Here is an 18,081-nt window from a genome sequence, read left to right as displayed (position 1 = left end):
AAAGCCATTCCTTTTTTGTGCCTGAACTGAGAAAGATAGCGCGTCGCCCGCCACCCGACCAAGCCCGGACACGGCTCGGGGCCCGGTCGACGTCCGTCGACCGGGCCCCGAGCGCGGCGGTTCAGCCCTTGGCCGCCTGGTAGAGCCGCTCCGGCGTGACCAGCCCGGCGAGCACCCGGCCGTCGTCGGTCAGCAGCACGCTGAACAGCTTGCCGCTGAGCAGCCGGCCGCTTCCCCAGTCGCCGCTGACCTTCGGCAGGTCACCGAGCACCCGGCTCAGCATCTCCGCGTCCGGCGCGTCCTTGCCGGCCTTCGCGCCGCCGGCGCCCGCGCCGAGCGCCTCGTCGAGCTTGGCGACCACCACGGTGGTCCAGCCGGTGCCGACGGTACGCACGTCGGGGCGGTCGGCGTCCGCCCCGCCGGTGGCCTTGCCGGCGCCCGGCGCACCGGGCATCCGGCCGGCCGGCCCGGGCCGCTCGTCGGCCGGCGCCTCGGTGACCCTGACGCCGGGCGGCGGGTTGAAGCGGAACTGGTCGGCGTCCGGGGTCCGGAAGTCGACCTGGGTGAAGGCCACCTCGAACGCCGGCTCGTCGGCGCCGTCGGCGAGCACCTCGAAGCGCAGCGGCACGTGCTCCTTCGCGTCCAGCGCGATCCGCACCTGGTGCACCAGCGACGCCTTGTCGCGCGGCGTGAGCACCAGCTCGTACACGTCCCGACCGGCCACCGTGGCCGAGCGGCCCACGGTCACCGCCGTGGTCGGGTCGATCGCGGCCAGCGCCTGCTCGGTGGCGTCGGCCGGGGTGGCCGGCGCGGACGCCAGGTCCTTGCCGTCGGCCGGCAGCTTCCGGTGGACGGCGGTGTTCTCCCGGCTGTTCCAGGTCCAGACGTCGCGCCCGTTGCGCAGCACGTCCTGTTCGCCGAGCGTGTCGACCAGGGCGAGCCGCTGCCGGTCCTCGCCGCCGTACCAGACGCGCAGCGTGTGCGTGCCGGAGACCAGGCCGGCGAGCTGGTTGCCGGTGGCCTGGCCGGCGAGCGCGGCGATCGGCGGCAGACCGAGGTCGGCGCGCTGCACCACGGTGCCGGAGAGCCCGTCCAGGCGGGACGTACGCAGGTCTTCCAACAGCTGGGCCGCGCTGCGCGGCGGCAGGGCCGGGTCGGCGCCGGCGGCGAACGTGCCGACGGCGGCGCCACCACCGATCACGGCGACCCCCGCGGTCACCGGGACCAGCCAGCGCAGCACGGCGCGGTTCTTCATCACGGACATAGTGTGCACCTCCTGCGCTCCATGCTGCGCGATCGTCGCTGTGACGACGCTGAGGAGATCCCCTACGGGTGACCCCATGGTGGCACCCTGGACCGGTGCGGTTGCTGGTGGTGGAGGACGAGACGCGGCTCGCCGCGGCGCTGCGGCGGGGCCTGTCGGCGGAGGGCTTCGTGGTCGACGTGGCCGGCACCGGCCCGGAGGGGCTGGACGCGGCCCGGCACGGCGAGTACGACGCGATGATCCTCGACGTGATGCTGCCCGGCCTCTCCGGTTACGAGGTGGTGCGCCGGCTGCGCGCCGAGCAGCGCTGGCTGCCGGTGCTGATGCTCTCGGCCAAGGACGGCGAGTACGACCAGGCCGACGGGCTGGACTGCGGCGCCGACGACTACCTGACCAAGCCCTTCTCGTACGTGGTGCTGCTGGCCCGGCTGCGGGCGCTGCTGCGCCGCGGCGCGCCCCGGCGGCCGGCCGTGCTGACGGTCGGCGACCTGCGCCTGGACCCGGCCCGGCGACGGGTCACCCGGGACGACGTCGAGGTGGTGCTGACCAGCCGCGAGTACGCGCTGCTCGACTACCTGATGCGCCGGGCCGGCGAGGTGGTGTCGAAGACCGAGCTGCTGGACCACGTCTGGGACGCCTCGGTCGACACCGCGCCGAACGCGGTGGAGGTCTACGTCGGCTACCTGCGCCGCAAGATCGGCCGGGAGCGGCTGGAGACGGTCCGCGGCGCCGGCTACCGGTTGGCCACGTGATCCGCCCGCTGCGCCGCCTGGGGCTGCGGGCCCGGCTGCTGGCGCTGGGCGTGCTCGGGCTGGTGCTCGGCTTCGCGCTCGGTGGCGCGCTGCTGCTCGGCGCGCTCGGCTGGACGCTGCAACGGTCGGTGGACGAGGAGGCGCTGCGCACCGCCGACGCGGTCGCCCTGCTCACCGCCGAGGACGCGCTGCCGGACCCGTTGCCGGTGGCCGGCGGGCAGCTGCGGGTGCAGGTGGTCGACGGGCAGGCCCGGATCCGGGCCGCGTCGATCGACGCGGACCGCCTGGTGCCGATGCTCGGCCCGGACGAGCTGCGGCCCGGGCAGCGGCAGCGGCTGGTGGTGGACGGGCAGCGGGTCGGCATGTCCGGGCCGGTGCGGGTGGTGACGGTGCCGGCCGGCACGCCCCAGGAGCCGCGCACGGTGCTGGTGGCCAAGTCGCTCTCCGACGTCCGGCACAGCCTGCACGTGGTGCGCAACCTGCTGCTGGTCGGCTTCCCGCTGCTGGTGGCCGGGCTGGCGGTGGTGGCGTGGCGGGTGGTCGGCGCGACGCTGCGCCCGGTGGAGGAGCTGCGCAGCGGCGCCGCCGAGATCACCGGCCGGGCCGGCGCGGAACGCCTGCCGGTGCCGGCCGGGCAGGACGAGATCCACCGGCTCGCGGTGACGCTCAACGACATGCTGGACCGGTTGGCCGCGTCCCGGGACCGGCAGCGGGCGTTCGTCGCCGATGCCGCGCACGAGTTGCGCAGCCCGCTGACCAACATGCGGACCGAGCTGGAGGTGGCCCGCCGGCTCGGCGGCGACACCGACTGGCCGGCGGTGGCCGACGACCTGCTGGCCGACACCGAGCGGCTGGGCCGCCTGGTCGACGACCTGCTGCTGCTGGCCCGCCTGGACGAGCAGGCGGCGCGACCGTCGCCGGTGGGTCCGGTGGAGCTGGGTGGGCTGCTGCGCGCGGTGGCCGCCCGCTACCCGTCCCCGCCCGTGCGGCTGGTCGTGCCGAGCGGGGCGTGGTGGGTCGAGGGGGATCCGGGGGAGCTGCGCCGGGTGCTGGTCAACCTGGTGGACAACGCGCTGCGGCACGCGCACGGCGCGGTGGAGCTGGCCGTGACCGGCCCGGCCGGGGCGTACCACCTGGTCACCGTGACCGACGACGGGCCGGGCGTCCCGGCGGCGGATCGGGAGCGGGTGTTCGCCCGGTTCACCCGGCTGGACGACGCCCGGGCCCGGGACGCCGGCGGCGCGGGCCTCGGCCTGGCCATCGTGCGCGAGTTGGTGCGCCGGGCCGGTGGCACGGTGGAGCTGGCGGACGCGACGCCGGGCGCCGTCGCGCCCGGGCTGCGGGCGACGGTACGCCTGCCGGCGCTGGCCGAGCCGGACCCGGAGTGAGGTGTCAGCGGCGCCGTTTCGTGCAGACCGGCCCGGTCCGCGCGACGCTGTCGGTGGACCAGACGAGCGCCACGGTGAAGCAGTAGTCGGTGGTGCGGTCGAGGCCGTAGGCGATGTAGTCGGTGGAGCCGGCCGGCAGCGTGGCGAACGTGCCCTGCGGCTGGCCCGAGCGGCCCCCGGCGATCACCACCGGGCCCTCCGCGCCGGTCGGGTAGGTCCAGCTCAGCACGATGCTGTCGCGCCGGTCGGTCAGCGCGAGCCGCCCGGGCGGGGTGCCCGGGGAGGCGGCCGGCGGCGTGGTCGGGGCGGGACGCGTCGAGGCCGGCGGGCCGCTCGACGCCGGCGGCGGCGTGTCGCGGGCGTCGTCCACCCGGGACACCCCGGCGATCACCGCGATGGTGCCGAGCAGCAGCGCCACCACCACCCCGAGCACCGCCAGCGGCAGCCAGGGCCGGGCGCGCGGCTCGGCGGCGGGCGGCCGGGGCACGTGCACCGGCAGGTAGCGCGACGGTGGCCCGGGCGGGTCGGCCGGCGGCACCCGGCGTACGCCCGGCGGCGGGTCGTCGGTGAGCCCGACCACGGTCGGGGGCAGCGCGTCCTCGCCGGGCCGCCACGGCTGGTCGACCGGGTCGTCCGGCGGCCACGGGTAGTCGTCGAACGCGTCGCCGTCGGCCTCGGGCGGGGTGCGGGGCGTGGGCACGTGCGCCGCGTCGGTGCCCCGGCCCGGTGGGTGGTAGAGCGGCGTCCGGACCGGGTCGTCGAGCGCGGGTGGGGTGTAGGGCGGCAGGTCGGGGGGACCCTCGGCGGGCGGGGGGACGCGGGCGGCGGGCACCACCGGCGGCTCCGGGGCGGGCGGCTCGGGCGCGGGGCAGACGTGGTCCGGGTCGGCGGCGGCCCGGGCCAGCCCGGCCACCTGCACGGCGAGCGGGTCGTCGGAGTCCAGGTGGGCCCGGCACAGGTCCTCGGCGAGCGCCAGGTGCTCGTGCGCGTCGGCGTACCGGCCGCAGTCGCGTTCCATCGCGCCGAGCTTGGCCAGCATCTTGATGCCGCTGGGGTGGCCGTCGCCGTAGACCTCGCGGTGCAGCTCCCACGCGTCCTGGAGCCGGTCACGGGCCACCTCGCACTGGCCGCGCGCGTATTCCACCGTGGCCAGGTCGGCGTGGGCGGCCAGCACCCGCTGGGACTCCGGCCCGTCGCGGGCGGTCAGCTCGATGATGACGTCGGAGTAGAGCCGGGCCGCCCGGGCGTCGCTGCCGACCCGGTGCAGCACCGCGGCCAGGGTGGCGGCGGCGGTGACGGTGCGCTCGTCGGAGCGGCCGAACAGCCGGGTGGTCGCCGCGTACGCGAACGCGGCCCAGCCCCGGGCGGAGTGCGGCTCGCCGAGCGCGACCAGCAGCCGGGCCTGCAACCCGGCGGCCTCGGCCAGCTCGGGGGAGGCGTTGGCGGGGCGGGGGTCGGCGTCGCTGAGCGCGTCGGCGAGCAGCCGTTGCGCGCCGGTCAGGTCGCCTTCGGACACCAGGTGGTGCGCCTGGACGGTCAGGTCAGCGAAGCCGGAGGACACGCCCCATCGTGCTCATCCGGCGACGGTAAGTACAACCCCCGGAGTGGATCAGTTTGGTCCCGATCCGGTCAGGTGCGCGGCGAGCGTCTCGCTGATCCGACGCAGCTGGTCGACCTGGGCCGGGCTGAGCGCGTCGAACAGGTGCCTGCGTACCCCCTCGACGTGGCCGGGGGCGGCGGCGGCCAGGGTGGCGAAGCCGTCGTCGGTGAGCACGGCGAGCTGGCCGCGCCGGTCGGTGGGGCAGTCCTCCCGGCGGATCCAGCCGGCGGCCTCCAGGCGGGCGGCGGCGTGCGAGAGCCGGCTGCGCGAGGAGCCGGTGGCGTCGGCCAGGTCGCTCATCCGCAGCCGCCGGTCGGGGGCCTCGGAGAGCCTTACCAGGATCTCGTAGTAGGCGTGCGGCATGCCGGCGTCGCGTTGCAGCTCGCGGTCGAGCGTCTCCATCAGCGCCCGGGAGGCGGTGAGGAAGGCGCGCCAGGTCCGCTGCTCGTCGGGTTCCAGCCACCGGGTCATGACGACCATCATAACGCCGGTTGTTGAACGCTCAACCAAACCGGGGTACCGTCGGAGCCATGGGAATCCACCGGCTCAACCACGCCGTCCTCTACGTCAGTGACCTGGAGCGCAGCGTCGCCTTCTACCGCGACGTGCTGGGCTTCCGCCGGGTCCCGATGACGCCGGACGGCTTCCGCGGCGCCGCCTTCCTCCAGGCGCCCGACTCCACCAACGACCACGACCTCGGGCTGTTCGAGATCGGCGCGGCGGCCGGGGCGTCGCAGGCCGGCCGGGCCACCGTCGGCCTCTACCACCTGGCCTGGGAGCTGGACACGCTCGACGAGCTGGGCGCCACCGCCGAGCGGCTGGCCGCCGCCGGCGCGCTGGTCGGCACGTCGGACCACGGCACCACCAAGAGCCTCTACGGTCGCGACCCGGACGGGCTGGAGTTCGAGATCGTCTGGATCGTCCCGGCCGCCCTGCTCGACGACGCCGCGCTCGCCGCCCGCAAGCGGATCGGCCGGCTCGACCTGGACCGCGAGAGGCAGCGCTACGGCGGCCAGACCCGCGGCGGCGTGGGCATCTCCGTCCCGGCCTGACCGGGGTACGCGGCCACGACGCCGCCCGGGTGCGGTAGAAACGGCACCATGTCGACCGACGCCGTCCTGCGCGAGCTGCTCGTCCGCCAGCTCGACCACTGGCTCCCCGCGGCGCTGCACCGGGCCCGGCGGGCCACGCTCGCGCTCGCGTACGCCGGGGGCGCCGCCGTCGGCGCGGAGGCGGCGCTGCGGGTGGTGGCCGAGTTCGCCGACCGGCTGCGCGGGCGGCGGCTGACCGTGCTGGTGCTGGCGGACGCCGACCCGGACCTGCCGGCGCGCCTCGGCGCGGCCGAGGCCGACCTGCCGGGCGACGTCGCCGTGCACGTGGTGCCCGGCTCGCCGGACCGGCTGCCGGTGGCGCTCAAGGCGGCCGGGGCGGCCGGCGCGCCGCTGTTCACCCTCGTCGACGGCGCCGAGCCGGACCCGGCCCTGCTGGCCGCCGCCGCGTCCGGCCGCCCGGCCGAGCTGCTGCTGGTCACCGCGCCCGGCCGGTCGCTGCGCCCGGCGCTGGCCGCGGCCGGCTTCCCGCTGGTCACCGAGGTCGAGCTGGTGGGGGACGGGCCGGCCCGGCTGCTCGGCTACGCCACCGGCTCCGACCGGGGTCTGGAGGCGGTCAAGGAGGCGCTCTGGGCGGTCGACGAATACGCCGGGGTGCGCTACCGCGACCCGGCCGATCCGCAGGGCCGGCTGCTCGACATCTCGCTGGAGCCCGAGCCCGGCCCGCTGCGGCGCGAGCTGCTGGCCGAGCTGGAGCGCTCCGGCCCGCGGACGGTCAGCGAGCTGCGCCGCTTCGCCGCGACGGACACGGTCTACCGGCCCGCCGACGCCAACCGCGCGCTGGCCTCGATGCTCGCCGCCGGCGCGGTGACCCGCGACCCGGAGCACGGCCGGCTCGGCGGCGACGTGCGGATCAGCGTCGCCCCGACCGCTGGGTCATCTGCCTGACCACCACGGACGCGCCGGTGGCGACCACGCCGATGCTGAAGACCATCTGGGCGCAGACGGCCACCCGGGCGATCTGCCCCTGGGCGTGCACGTCGCCGTAGCCGATCGTGGTGAGCGTCGCCAGGGCGAAGTAGAGCGCGTCGATCCGGGTGTGCAGCCCGACGAACTCACCGGGCCGGGTGTCCGCCACCACGTAGTCGGCCAACGCGAAGACCAGCAGCCCGGCGATCAGCGCGACGGCGAGCCGGGTGAGCGCCCGGTCCTCCTCCCGGCCGGTCGGCTGCTCGCGGGTGAGCTGGCGGCGGACCTGGCCGGTGACCAGGAACGCGACCACGGCGACCAGCAGCAGCGTGCCGGCGGACCGCAGGGCCAGCCGCAGCCCGTTCGGGTCCGCCTCGACCGGCACCAGGAAGTAGCCGACCAGCATCAGCACGCAGGCCGCGACGGCCCGCCGCCGCATCCGCCGCAGGGTCAGATCCGCCATGTCGAGATTGTTCCGTCGGGGGGGTCCTCGTCGGCGGCCGAACGGCGAACCCGGCCCGGACGACGAAGGGGACGACCGGCGAACCGCCGGCGTCCCCTTCGTCGTAACGGTCCGCGGACCGTCAGGCCTTGTCCTGCTTCCAGGAGAGCGGCCCCGGAAGGTCCACGCGGTGGGCGCGGGTGTTCGAGTTCCAGGACCAACGGCCGATCTTGATGCTCCACGAGGAGAACCCGTTCTGGGTGAAGTGGAGGATCAGCGGCCCGTACTTCTTGCGCTTGCGGAACTGGACGCCCATCGGGGGTGCCTCCTTCTTCGTCTCCCTGCCTCTGCGGCATCGAACATGCCCGGATCGACGTTTCGCGAAACCCGGTCGGATCCGCTCTGGACGGTGGGCCTACCGCCCGGCACAATCTCTATTCAACGGGTAGGTGTTAAGGGGTGGTAAATGCTGGTGGCGACGGCTCGTAACAAAGCCAGCGATGAAAGTCTCACTGATTGGAAGGGCGTTGACCGGCGGAGAGAACGGCCGGCAGCATGAGGACATGTCGCAGCGGAACGAGCTTCTCCTCACCGCTCGCGTGCACGTCGACCTGGTCCGGCACGCGAGCGCGCTCTGTTGAGCCGAGCGCTCGTCGTTCCCCCTCCGCCCGTCCGTTCCCCCCGCCGGCGCACCGTGGCCCGGCGCGGTACGGCGTGCGCTCCCGGCCCCCGTGGGCCCCCTCCACCGCATCGTGGACAGATCAGGAGACTCCGCCATGCCCTCCCTCCGAACGTTCCGGCGTGCCCTCGCCGCCGCCGTCGCCCTGCTCACCCTCGCCACCGCCGCCGGATGCGGCGCCGACGCCGCCGCCGACGGCGCCCGGACCACCGAACTGCGCTACCAGGGTTCGGTCGGCCAGGTGACGCTCCCCGAACTCGCCGCCGACCTCGGCTACCTCGGCGACGTGAAGCTCAACTGGATCGGCAACGTCACCGGCGGGCCGGCCGACATCCAGGCCACCGCCACCGGCCAGAGCGACTTCGGCGGCGCCTTCAACGGCGCGATCGTCAAGCTCCAGGCCGCCAACGCCCCGATCACCGCCGTGGTCAGCTACTACGGCTCCGACGCGCAGACCTTCCAGGGCTACTACGTGCTCGACGGCAGCCCGATCCGTGCCCCCCGCGACCTGATCGGCAAGCGGGTCGGCATGAACACGCTCGGCGCGCACGCCGAGGCCGTGCTGCGGACCTGGCTGGCCCGGGGCGGCCTCACCCCGGCCGAGATCGCCCGGGTCGAGCTGGTCGCGCTGCCCCCGGTCAACACCGAACAGTCGCTGCGCGCCCAGCAGATCGACGTGGCGGTGCTCGGCGGCGTGATCCGCGACAAGGCGGTCGCGGCCGGCGGCATCCGCACCGTCTTCACCGACTACGAGCTGCTCGGGGCGTTCAGCGCCGGCAGCTACGTCTTCCGCGACGACTTCATCGCCCGCAACCCGGACACCGTCCGCGCGTTCGTCACCGGTGTGGGCAAGGCCATCGAGTGGGCCCGGACCCAACCACGGGAGACGGTGGTGGCCCGGCTGAGGTCCATCATCGACAAGCGCGGCCGCAACGAGGACGCCACGCTGGTCGACTACTGGAAGTCCAGCGGCGTGGCGGAGACCGGCGGCGTCATCACCGACCGGGAGTTCGCCACCTGGATCGACTGGCTGGCCGACGCCGGCGAGCTCAAGGGCGCCCGGCCGAAGCCGGCCGACCTCTACACCAACCGGTTCAACGCGTTCGCCAACCCGGGCGGTGGCGCGTGAGCACCGACAAGATCCTCTTCGACCGGGTGCGCAAGGTCTTCCCCGGCCGGCGTGGCGGCGGCGGCGCGGTCATCGCGCTCGACGGCCTCACCCTCGGCGTACGCCCCGGTGAGTTCCTGGTCGTCGTCGGTCCCAGCGGCTGCGGCAAGTCCACCCTGCTCGACCTGCTCGGCGGGCTGGCCACCCCGACCGATGGGCAGGTGCTGGTCGACGGCCGCCCGGTCACCGGGCCCGGCCTGGACCGGGGCATCGTCTTCCAGCAGTACGCGCTGCTGCCCTGGCGCACCGCCGCCGGCAACGTGGCGTTCGGGCTGGAGGCCAAGGGCCTGCCCCGCACCGAGCGCGCCGACCTGGTCGCCCACCACCTCGACCTGGTCGGGCTCACCGGCTTCGCCGACCGCTACCCGCACGAGCTGTCCGGCGGCATGAAGCAGCGCGTCGCCATCGCCCGCAGCCTCGCGTACGACCCGGACGTGCTGCTCATGGACGAGCCGTTCGCCGCGCTCGACGCCCAGACCCGCGACTCGCTCCAGGACGAGCTGGTGCGGATCTGGCAGGCCACCGGCAAGACCGTCGTGTTCATCACGCACGGCATCGACGAGGCCGTGCACCTCGGCCAGCGGGTCGCCGTGATGACGTCGCGGCCCGGCCGGATCAAGCAGGTCATCGACATCGAGCTGGGCGACCGGGACGCGGAGGAGGACGTCCGGTCCACCGACGCGTTCCGGCACCACCGGCACCGGATCTGGACGCTGCTGCGCGACGAGGTACGGGCCGCGCAGTCCGCCGTACGCGAGGAGGCCCCCGTTGGTTGACGTCGCCGCGCCCCCGGCCCGCCCGACCGCGGCGCCCGCCGTCGCCCCGGCCGCCGTCGTGCGCCGGCCCGGCCGGCTGCTCGCCACCGGCGGCCGGGTCCTGCACCGCAGCGCCGCGCTGCTGGCGCTCGCCGCGATCTGGGAGGTCGTGCCCCGCACCGGCCTGGTCGACCGGGTCTTCCTGCCGCCGCTGTCCGAGGTGCTCGTCGCCTGGTGGGAGCTGCTGCGCAGCGGCCAGCTGGCCGAGCACGTGGGCGCCAGCCTGACCCGGTCGCTGACCGGCCTGGCGCTCGCCGTGGTCACCGCCATCCCGCTGGGCCTGCTGATCGGCTGGTACCGGCCCCTCGCCGACCTGCTCAGTCCGCTGCTGGAGGTGTTCCGCAACACCGCCGCGCTCGCGCTGCTGCCGGTCTTCGTGCTCATCCTCGGCCTCGGCGAGACCTCCAAGATCGCCCTGGTGGTCTACGCCTGCTCCTGGCCGATCCTGCTGAACACGATCGCCGGGGTGAAGGGGGTCGACCCGCTGCTGGTCCGCTCGGCCCGCTCGATGGGCCTGAACCACCTGCGGCTGTTCCAGAAGGTGATCCTGCCGGCGTCCGTGCCGACCCTGTTCACCGGCGTCCGGCTCGCCGGGGCGTACTCGATCCTGGTGCTGGTCGCCGCCGAGATGGTGGGTGCCAAGGCCGGGCTCGGCTACCTCGTGAACTACGCGCAGTACAACTTCGCGATACCCGACATGTACGCCGGGATCATCACCATCTCCGCCATCGGGCTGGTGGTCAACCAGCTCCTCGTCGCCGGGGAACGTCGCTTCTCCACCTGGCGCGTCGACGTCACCACCGCCTGAGAGGAACCGCCATGTCCCGGACCCTGCACCTCAACGCCTTCCTGATGGGTGTCGGCCACCACGAGGCCGCCTGGCGGCACCCGCGCACCGACCCGAGCCGCCTCGCCGACGTGCGGCACTTCCAGGAGCTGGCCCGCATCGCCGAGCGGGGCACGCTCGACTCGGTGTTCCTCGCCGACGGGCTGGCCGTCGGCCCGGCCGTGCGGCACAACATCCAGGCCGTCTTCGAACCGATCACGCTGCTCGCCGCGCTGGCCACGGCCACCGAGCACATCGGCCTGATCGCCACCGCCTCGACCACCTACACCGAGCCGTTCAACCTGGCCCGCGCCTTCGCCTCGCTCGACCACCTCAGCGGCGGCCGGGCCGGGTGGAACATCGTCACCTCCGCGCAGGCCCGCGAGGCCCGCAACTTCAACCTCGACGACCACCCCGCGCACGCCGACCGCTACCGCCGCGCCGCCGAGTACGTCGACGTGGCGATCAAGCTCTGGGACAGCTGGGAGGACGACGCGCTGGTGCTCGACACCGCGGCCGGCGTCTTCGCCGACACCGACCGGGTGCACGAGATCGCGCACACGGGCGAGCGGTTCCGGGTGCACGGGCCGCTCAACACGCCCCGCCCGCCGCAGGGCCGCCCGCTGCTGGTGCAGGCCGGCTCGTCCGCCGACGGCATCGCGTTCGCCGCCCGCTACGCCGAGGCCGTCTTCACCGCCCAGCAGACACTCGCCGACGGCCAGGCCTTCCACACCGCGCTGAAGCGGGCCACCGCCGACGCCGGCCGCGACCCGGATCTGGTGAAGGTCCTGCCGGGTATCGCGCCGGTGATCGGGGGTACGGAGTCCGAAGCCCGTGCCCTCGCCGACGAACTGGAGGCGCTGATCGTGCCCGAGCACGCCCTCGCCCAACTCTCCGGCATGACCGGGCTCGACCTGACCGGCCTGCCCCTGGACGGGCCGCTGCCGGACCTGCCCGACGCCGACGCGGTGCAGTCGCACCAGAGCCGCTACCAGCTCGTGGTCGACCTGGCCCGCCGGGAACGGCTCACCCTGCGCCAGCTCATCGGCCGGCTCGGCGGCGGGCGCGGGCACCGCGTCGTGGTCGGCACCCCGGAGCAGATCGCCGACCAGATCGAGCTCTGGTTCACCCAGGGCGCCGCCGACGGCTTCAACGTCATGCCACCGCTGCTACCTCACGGACTGGAGGCCTTCGTGGACCACGTCGTACCACTGCTGCGCCGACGCGGGCTGTTCCGGTCGGAATACACCGGGCGCACCCTGCGCGAGCACTACGGCCTGCCCCGACCGGCCAGCGTCTACGCCACCCGAGAGCTGGTGGCGTCGTGACCACCGTGGACCGCCCCGACGCCGGCACCGTCGAGCTGCGCCCGGTCGACGTCGACTCGTTCCGCGGCCTGCTGCGCCGGCAGGCGTCCACGGTCACCGTGGTCACCACGCCCGGCCTGCGTGGCAACCGGATGCGGGCGGACCTGCCGCCGGCCGGCTTCACCGCCACCTCGTTCACCTCGGTGTCGCTGGACCCGCCGCTGGTGTCGGTCTGCCTCGGCCGCGCCTCGTCGAGCTGGCCCACCGTCGAGCAGGCCGAGCACGTGGCCGTGCACCTGCTCGCCTCCGGGCAGCAGGAGATCGCGCAGATCTTCGCCACCAGCGGCATCGACCGGTTCACCGCCCACCCGGGCTGGACCACCGGGCCGTTCGGCGTGCCGCTGATCGGCGACGCGCTCGCCGTGCTGCTGTGCCGGGTGGTCCGCCGGATCGAGGCCGGCGACCACACCATCCTGCTCGGCGAACCGCTCGCGCTGGGCGCCGGCGAGGACGGCGACCCGCTGCTGCACCACCGGGGCCGCTACACCACCACGCTCGGCGACTGGCCCGGGTCCTGGTGACCACCGCCGCCGACGAACTGCTCGCGCTCGACCGGGCCGCCCAGGACCTGCTGTTCCGGGCGGCCCGGACGGCCAACGCGTTCACCGCCGAACCGGTCGACGACGCGCAGCTGCGCGCCGTCCACGACCTGGTCCGGTACGGCCCGACCGCGATGAACGCCCAACCGCTGCGGGTGCTGCTGCTGCGCTCCGCGGCGGCCCGGGCGCGGCTGCTGCCGTACGTCAGCGCCGGCAACCGGGACAAGACGGCGACCGCACCGCTGACCGCGGTGCTCGCCGCCGACGTGGACTGGCACGACCGGCTGCCCGAGCTGTTCCCGCACCGCCCCGGCGCCCGCGACTGGTTCACCGGCGACCCGGCCGGCCGGGAGGCGCAGGCCCGGTTCAACGCCGCGCTCCAGATCGGCTACCTGGTGGTCGGGGTCCGCGCCGCCGGGCTGGCCGCCGGCCCGATGGCCGGGTTCGACCCGGCCGGGGTGGAGCGCGAGTTCTTCCCGGATGGGCGGCACCGGGTGCTGCTGCTGATGAACATCGGCCGCCCGGCGCCGGACGCCTGGCGGGAACGGCTGCCCCGGCTGCCCTACGAGGAGGTGGTCAGCACGCTGTGATCAGCGGGGCTCCCACGCGTCCGGCTGGGCGGTCAGCTTGCGCACGTGCGCCGGCAGCCGGCCGCTGACCAGCTCGTTCAGGCTCACCTCGTCGACCACCCGGCGCACCGAGGCGCGCACCGCCACCCAGAGCCGGGGCAGGTTCTCCGCCGCTCCCTCGTACCGCGTCTCCTCCGGGCGCAGCCCGCGGACCCCGGCGAGCGGGCCGTCGACGGCGCGCAACACCTGCCCGATGGTGGTCTCGCGCGGCGGGCGGGCGAGGGTGTAGCCGCCCTCGGCGCCGCGCTGGGCTCGGACGATCCCGGCCCGGCGCAGGTCGGCCAGGACCGCCTCGAGGAACTTGCGGGGCATGTCCTGCTCCGCCGCGATGGCCTGGGTGGACAGCAGGGTGGGGTACGCGGTGGCCAGGCTCAGGGCTGCCCGGACCGCGTAGTCGCCGCGCGCGGAGATCTGCACAGTGCCATCATGCCCGGCCGGCCGGCGCGGGGGAGTCGGCGGGCGGGCGGGGACGCACCAGACGGACGGGCAGCGGCCGTTCCCGGCCGGCCCGGAACGCGCCCGGGCTCACCCCGACCTCGCGGGTGAAGAAGCGCCCGAAGTTGGTCGGCTCGGGAAAACCGAGCCGCCGGCCGATCCGGGCGATCGGCTCGTCGGTGGCGGCGAGCAGCCGGCAGGCCTGCAACGCGACCCGCTCGTCCACCACCTGCTTCGCGCTGCGGCCGGTCACCGCCAGGCAGGCCCGGGTCAGGGTACGCACCGAGCAGCCGATCCGGGCGGCGTAGTCCTCGACCCGGCGGGTGTCCCGGTAGCCGCTTTCCACCTCCCGACACAGCCGCCGGAACGTCTCCGCCTCGGCCCGTGGCGCGGGCGACCGGTCGGGGTGCGGCAGCAGGCTCAGCCGCAGCAGCAGCACGGCGAGCTGGTGGCGCAGCAGCGCCGCGGCGGCGGGCACCAGCGCGTGCCGGTCGGCGTCCACGGCCAGCTGGCTCACCTCGCCGATCACCGCGTCCTCGTCCTCGCCGGCGAGCTGCCGGTGGGTCGGCACCGCGTCCGGGTCGACGTCGAGGCCGCGCAGCGCGTCCGGCCCCCAGCTCACCACCGTCGCGTCCAGCTGCGTGCCGACGCAGCGCAGCGCCTGGCCGGGGTGGGCGCGCAGCAGCGTGCCCGGCCGGCAGGGCACGGCCCGGAAGTCCAGCTCGGCGGTGCCGTGTCCGTGGGTGACCAGGATCAACACGTCCCGGTCGAGCAGGACCGGCCGGGACCAGCCGCGGTCGGCCGTGAGGTCGTCGAGCGCGCCGGTGACGATCTCGTCGGTGCCGAGGCGGGGCTCCGACAGGCCGGTGCGGGTGGCCGGGGAGGGCTGACCGGTAGTGACCATCATCCCGACGGTAACCGGCCCGGCGGCACGTTGCATCTCGACGCTTTCGCCCCGCTCGGGCCGCTCTTGTCGGCGCGTACGCCCGGCGGTTAGGTTACCGATCGGTAAGGCCCGGGCCGGGGGACCGGTCCGCGGCCCGGGCGACGGCGATGGGATGCGCATGACGGATCTGTTCTCGGTCGACGGCAAGACGGTGGTGGTCACCGGCGGCTCGCGGGGGATCGGGCTGATGATCGCCCGCGGTTTCGTCCGGGCCGGCGCCCGGGTCGTCATCTCCTCGCGCAAGGCCGACGTGTGCGAGTCGGTGGCCAAGGAACTCTCCGCCGAGGGCCACTGCGAGGCCATCCCGGCGGACCTGGGCAGCGACGAGGGCGCGCTCGCCCTCGCCGAGGCAGTGCGGCAGCGCCACGACCGGGTGCACGTGCTGGTCAACAACGCCGGCGCCACCTGGGGCGCGCCGCTGGAGGAATACCCGGAGGGCGCGTTCGACAAGCTCTGGGCGGTCAACGTCAAGGCCGTCTTCCGGCTCACCACCGCGCTGCTGCCCGAACTGCGCGCCGCCGCCGCCGACGACGACCCGGCCCGCGTGATCAACATCGGGTCCATCGACGGCATCCGGGTGCCGTTCATGGAGGTGTACGCCTACTCGGCCACCAAGGCGGCCGTGCACATGCTCACCCGCAGCCTGGCCCACCAACTCGCCGGCGAGCGGATCACCGTCAACGCGATCGCGCCCGGCCCGTTCGAGAGCAAGATGATGGCGTTCGCGCTGGACGACCCGCAGTCGCGCGCGGCCATCGAGCAGCAGGTGCCGCTGGGCCGGATCGGGCGCCCCGAGGACATGGCCGGCACCGCGATCTACCTCGCGTCGCGCGCCGGCGCCTACCTGACCGGCGCGGTCATCCCGGTCGACGGCGGGATCACCACGCACGGCTGAGCGCGCGGCGGCGTACCCCCGGGGTGAGACGGCCCGGGGCCGCGCGGACTCGGCAGATCCGCGCGGCCCCGGGTGGTTGCCGTGTCAGCGCCCGGCGAGCAGCCGGGTCACCGCGGTGTCGACGTCCAGGTGCTCGGCCTCACGGCCGCGCGGGACGACGACGTAGGTCCGGCGCAGGAAGCGCACCAGCACGCTGCGCGGGACCTCGAACAGGGCGTTGCCGTCCGGGGACGACAGCGCGAGCGCGACGAAGTCGCCGCGCGGGGTGGCCCACGGCCAGACCCGGACGTCGCCGATGCCGGCCGGCTCGTCGAGCCCGGTGACCAGCAGTTCGCGGGCGAACGACCAGCTCACCGCCTCGCCGCCGGCGGACTCGGCATGGAACAGGACATGGACCGCATACGGGTCAGCAGGGTCGTAACGCAGGCTGGCACGCACCGGCAAGGCGGTGGCGTCAGGCGCGACGAGCCTTAGCGACGTCTCGACCTCTACGGTCGTCGGTCGGATGACACTCATGGACGTTCTCCCCCCGGCACCGCTGCGGAACGCGCGTGTCCCGCTTTTCCCATACTCAGGTGCTGCTCCTGGCTACGCTCCGCCATACGCTGACTTCACCCAGTGGTGGGAAGGGGGTCGGAAAGCCTTCGGGAACGTGAGAACCCTTGTAGGATTTCCGGTTCCGCCCACTCCGTCGTCCCGCCCGGCAACGGGTGGTTCAGTCGTCGACTTACTCCGGTAACGTCCAGTCGTCAGCAGGGGTGACGGTCCCGGGCGACACTGGGGGTGGAAATGGTCACGAGGGGATCCTCGGTGACGGCGCGGACCAGGGCCGAATCGCCGAAAGGTGCGGCCCGAGCAGCCAAAAGGCGGGGGTACGAGGTGCCGGTCGACGGGCGTTCGCGAGGCGCTCTGCTGGAGCGCAGGCGGGGCTGGCGAGGTCGCCTGCACACCACCCTGGACCTGATCCGCGCCAACCCCACCGGCCGCGTCGCCCTCAAGATCTTCATCGGCATCCTCGGCGCCCTCGTGGTCACCGTCGGTATCGCGCTCATCCCGCTGCCCGGCCCCGGCTGGCTGCTGGTCATCGCCGGCCTCGGCGTCTGGGCGGTCGAGTTCCACTGGGCCCGCCGGCTGCTCGCGTTCACCCGCCGACACGTCAACTCCTGGACGCGCTGGGTGACCAGCAGGTCGCTCGGCGTGCGCTTCGTGCTCGGTGCCGTCGGCCTGGTCTTCGTGTCGGTGGTGGTGTGGCTGTCGCTCAAGTACAGCCTCGGCATCGACGTGGTGGCGCGGGCGATGCACTACCTCGCGACGCACTGAGACCCGGTTTTTGGTCCGGGCCCTCGATCGGGTAGAGTCATGCGCGCTGAGGGCGATTAGCTCAGCGGGAGAGCGCTTCGTTCACACCGAAGAGGTCACTGGTTCGATCCCAGTATCGCCCACGCAGGTCAAAGGCCACTTCCCGGCTTCGGGAAGTGGCCTTTCTGCTGTCGTACAGCAGCTTTGTGCGGCAACGGTCGGCGGGCGGGTGACGACCGGACGAGGAGTTGTCCGGCTGGGCTGTTACCTTGCCGCCCGTGACTGATCAGCTGACGTGGATCGACCGGATCATCGATGTGACCGGATGGCGTCAGGAGCCTGAGGATGGTGTCGGCTGGGAGCAGGTGGAAGCCCAGCTGGGCGTTACGCTGCCGACGGACTTCAAGGAACTGTGCCGCCGGTTCGTTCCTGGGGCGTTCTACGCCTACCTGGACCTTTTCCGGCCGACCGACGATCATGCGCAACCGCTGTTCCGCGCGTGGGCCCATTCTCGGCAGTGGCCGAGTGAGCCTGACTTCGCGCGGTTGTGGGCCCCCTACGAGTTGTACGAGTCCGACAAGGGGACGGGGCTGATCCAATGGGGCAGCGATCAGACCGAAGGGGAGTACTACTGGCTGGCGGACCGCTCCGTGGAGCCCGACCGGTGGCCTGTGGTCGCGCGGTGGGACGGCATCGAGCCGTGGCACCAACTCGACATGTCGACGGCCGAGTTCGTCTACCGGGTGATCGCGGATCCGGAGTTCAAGCCGTTCACGGTGGCCGACCCGCCACGGCGGCCGTTCTACCTGCCGCACTGGGGGCCGTTCCCGATGAGCGCTGAGGACTGGAACGCCCTCACCGACCCGAACCGCGAGGGCTGAACCACCCCTTCCGGTGGCGGCCAGTCAGGGACGAGAGAGTCGCCAAGACGTTCGAGGGCTTCCCTTGTCGGCTTCGACGAGACCGGTACTGACACGTCAACCGCCGTGACCCCTGGCGCCAGGGCTGGGCGGACCGTA

At 74.2% G+C, this 18,081-nt stretch carries 22 protein-coding genes and 1 tRNA gene; 15 read left to right on the top strand and 8 right to left on the bottom strand.

Going from position 1 to position 18,081, the window contains the following annotated elements; genetic code table 11:
* Positions 1–121 precede the first annotated feature (121 nt).
* Complete coding sequence (locus GA0070622_RS24435; RefSeq protein WP_091579109.1) at positions 122–1,264, bottom strand: LolA family protein; 1,143 nt, start codon at positions 1,262–1,264, stop codon at positions 122–124.
* Between the two features lie 95 nt (positions 1,265–1,359).
* Between GA0070622_RS24435 and GA0070622_RS24430 the strand changes: the two genes are divergently transcribed.
* Positions 1,360–2,016, top strand: a complete 657-nt coding sequence (locus tag GA0070622_RS24430) for a response regulator transcription factor (protein ID WP_091579106.1) — start codon at positions 1,360–1,362, stop codon at positions 2,014–2,016.
* 38 nt (positions 2,017–2,054) lie between these two features.
* Positions 2,055–3,404 (top strand): sensor histidine kinase, encoded by a 1,350-nt coding sequence (locus GA0070622_RS24425; RefSeq protein ID WP_091583887.1) that lies wholly within the window; start codon positions 2,055–2,057, stop codon positions 3,402–3,404.
* Between the two features lie 4 nt (positions 3,405–3,408).
* Here GA0070622_RS24425 and GA0070622_RS24420 read toward each other — a convergent pair whose 3' ends face one another.
* Together GA0070622_RS24420 and GA0070622_RS24415 are read right to left on the bottom strand one after the other, a co-directional pair.
* Positions 3,409–4,965, bottom strand: a complete 1,557-nt coding sequence (locus GA0070622_RS24420) for a tetratricopeptide repeat protein (RefSeq protein ID WP_091579104.1) — start codon at positions 4,963–4,965, stop codon at positions 3,409–3,411.
* Positions 4,966–5,013: 48 nt separating this feature from the next.
* On the bottom strand, positions 5,014–5,484 hold the full coding sequence (locus GA0070622_RS24415) for a MarR family winged helix-turn-helix transcriptional regulator (RefSeq protein ID WP_091583884.1): 471 nt from the start codon (positions 5,482–5,484) through the stop codon (positions 5,014–5,016).
* 50 nt (positions 5,485–5,534) lie between these two features.
* On the opposite strand from GA0070622_RS24415, the gene GA0070622_RS24410 reads away from it, so the two are divergent.
* Both GA0070622_RS24410 and GA0070622_RS24405 read left to right on the top strand, forming a co-directional pair.
* Positions 5,535–6,056, top strand: coding sequence for a VOC family protein (locus GA0070622_RS24410; RefSeq protein ID WP_091579101.1), 522 nt, complete (start codon positions 5,535–5,537; stop codon positions 6,054–6,056).
* 48 nt (positions 6,057–6,104) lie between these two features.
* Positions 6,105–7,001, top strand: a complete 897-nt coding sequence (locus tag GA0070622_RS24405) for a hypothetical protein (RefSeq protein WP_091579099.1) — start codon at positions 6,105–6,107, stop codon at positions 6,999–7,001.
* On the opposite strand, the gene GA0070622_RS24400 is transcribed toward GA0070622_RS24405, so the two are convergent.
* Positions 6,967–7,485, bottom strand: coding sequence for a potassium channel family protein (locus GA0070622_RS24400; RefSeq protein ID WP_091579097.1), 519 nt, complete (start codon positions 7,483–7,485; stop codon positions 6,967–6,969). The genes GA0070622_RS24405 and GA0070622_RS24400 overlap by 35 nt on opposite strands.
* Positions 7,486–7,606: 121 nt before the next feature.
* Positions 7,607–7,780 (bottom strand): DUF4236 domain-containing protein, encoded by a 174-nt coding sequence (locus GA0070622_RS24395; protein ID WP_064498970.1) that lies wholly within the window; start codon positions 7,778–7,780, stop codon positions 7,607–7,609.
* Positions 7,781–7,964: 184 nt separating this feature from the next.
* Between GA0070622_RS24395 and GA0070622_RS33740 the strand changes: the two genes are divergently transcribed.
* The 7 genes from GA0070622_RS33740 (at position 7,965) to GA0070622_RS24365 (ending at position 13,448) form a co-directional block, all read left to right on the top strand.
* The gene (locus GA0070622_RS33740) at positions 7,965–8,105 is read left to right on the top strand and encodes a putative leader peptide (protein WP_369700186.1); all 141 of its coding nucleotides are present in this window, start codon (positions 7,965–7,967) and stop codon (positions 8,103–8,105) included.
* Positions 8,106–8,240: 135 nt separating this feature from the next.
* Positions 8,241–9,272 carry an ABC transporter substrate-binding protein gene (locus tag GA0070622_RS24390; protein ID WP_091579094.1) on the top strand — a complete coding sequence of 344 codons (1,032 nt, stop codon included), beginning with the start codon at positions 8,241–8,243 and terminating at the stop codon, positions 9,270–9,272.
* Positions 9,269–10,087 carry an ABC transporter ATP-binding protein gene (locus tag GA0070622_RS24385; protein WP_091579092.1) on the top strand — a complete coding sequence of 273 codons (819 nt, stop codon included), beginning with the start codon at positions 9,269–9,271 and terminating at the stop codon, positions 10,085–10,087. Before GA0070622_RS24390 ends, GA0070622_RS24385 begins: the two co-directional genes overlap by 4 nt.
* Positions 10,080–10,934, top strand: coding sequence for an ABC transporter permease (locus GA0070622_RS24380; RefSeq protein ID WP_091579089.1), 855 nt, complete (start codon positions 10,080–10,082; stop codon positions 10,932–10,934). Before GA0070622_RS24385 ends, GA0070622_RS24380 begins: the two co-directional genes overlap by 8 nt.
* An 11-nt stretch (positions 10,935–10,945) precedes the next feature.
* Positions 10,946–12,280, top strand: a complete 1,335-nt coding sequence (locus tag GA0070622_RS24375) for an LLM class flavin-dependent oxidoreductase (protein ID WP_091579086.1) — start codon at positions 10,946–10,948, stop codon at positions 12,278–12,280.
* Positions 12,277–12,840, top strand: coding sequence for a flavin reductase family protein (locus GA0070622_RS24370; RefSeq protein ID WP_091579083.1), 564 nt, complete (start codon positions 12,277–12,279; stop codon positions 12,838–12,840). The genes GA0070622_RS24375 and GA0070622_RS24370 overlap by 4 nt, the downstream gene beginning before the upstream one ends.
* Positions 12,837–13,448 carry a malonic semialdehyde reductase gene (locus GA0070622_RS24365; RefSeq protein ID WP_091579081.1) on the top strand — a complete coding sequence of 204 codons (612 nt, stop codon included), beginning with the start codon at positions 12,837–12,839 and terminating at the stop codon, positions 13,446–13,448. Before GA0070622_RS24370 ends, GA0070622_RS24365 begins: the two co-directional genes overlap by 4 nt.
* Here GA0070622_RS24365 and GA0070622_RS24360 read toward each other — a convergent pair whose 3' ends face one another.
* Together GA0070622_RS24360 and GA0070622_RS24355 are read right to left on the bottom strand one after the other, a co-directional pair.
* The gene (locus tag GA0070622_RS24360; protein ID WP_091579078.1) at positions 13,449–13,904 is read right to left on the bottom strand and encodes an RrF2 family transcriptional regulator; all 456 of its coding nucleotides are present in this window, start codon (positions 13,902–13,904) and stop codon (positions 13,449–13,451) included.
* Positions 13,905–13,911: 7 nt separating this feature from the next.
* Complete coding sequence (locus GA0070622_RS24355; RefSeq protein WP_091579076.1) at positions 13,912–14,829, bottom strand: helix-turn-helix transcriptional regulator; 918 nt, start codon at positions 14,827–14,829, stop codon at positions 13,912–13,914.
* Positions 14,830–14,986: 157 nt separating this feature from the next.
* Here GA0070622_RS24355 and GA0070622_RS24350 point away from each other — a divergent pair, with 157 nt between their 5' ends.
* A complete protein-coding gene (locus GA0070622_RS24350) occupies positions 14,987–15,763 on the top strand; it encodes a glucose 1-dehydrogenase (protein ID WP_091579073.1) in 777 nt (258 codons plus the stop codon).
* An 84-nt stretch (positions 15,764–15,847) separates the two neighbouring features.
* On the opposite strand, the gene GA0070622_RS24345 is transcribed toward GA0070622_RS24350, so the two are convergent.
* Positions 15,848–16,279 carry an SsgA family sporulation/cell division regulator gene (locus GA0070622_RS24345; protein WP_053653619.1) on the bottom strand — a complete coding sequence of 144 codons (432 nt, stop codon included), beginning with the start codon at positions 16,277–16,279 and terminating at the stop codon, positions 15,848–15,850.
* Between the two features lie 273 nt (positions 16,280–16,552).
* Here GA0070622_RS24345 and GA0070622_RS24340 point away from each other — a divergent pair, with 273 nt between their 5' ends.
* The 3 genes from GA0070622_RS24340 (at position 16,553) to GA0070622_RS24330 (ending at position 17,943) form a co-directional block, all read left to right on the top strand.
* A complete protein-coding gene (locus GA0070622_RS24340; RefSeq protein WP_369700185.1) occupies positions 16,553–17,083 on the top strand; it encodes a TIGR02611 family protein in 531 nt (176 codons plus the stop codon).
* 50 nt (positions 17,084–17,133) lie between these two features.
* Positions 17,134–17,205, top strand: a tRNA-Val gene (locus GA0070622_RS24335).
* A gap of 135 nt (positions 17,206–17,340) precedes the next feature.
* A complete protein-coding gene (locus GA0070622_RS24330; protein WP_091579070.1) occupies positions 17,341–17,943 on the top strand; it encodes a hypothetical protein in 603 nt (200 codons plus the stop codon).
* Positions 17,944–18,081: the final 138 nt, after the last annotated feature.

Source organism: Micromonospora sediminicola (assembly GCF_900089585.1).
Classification (GTDB): Bacteria; Actinomycetota; Actinomycetes; order Mycobacteriales; family Micromonosporaceae; genus Micromonospora; species Micromonospora sediminicola.
Note: the sequence above shows the minus strand (reverse complement) of the source record. Positions and strands in the feature narration are given on the sequence as shown.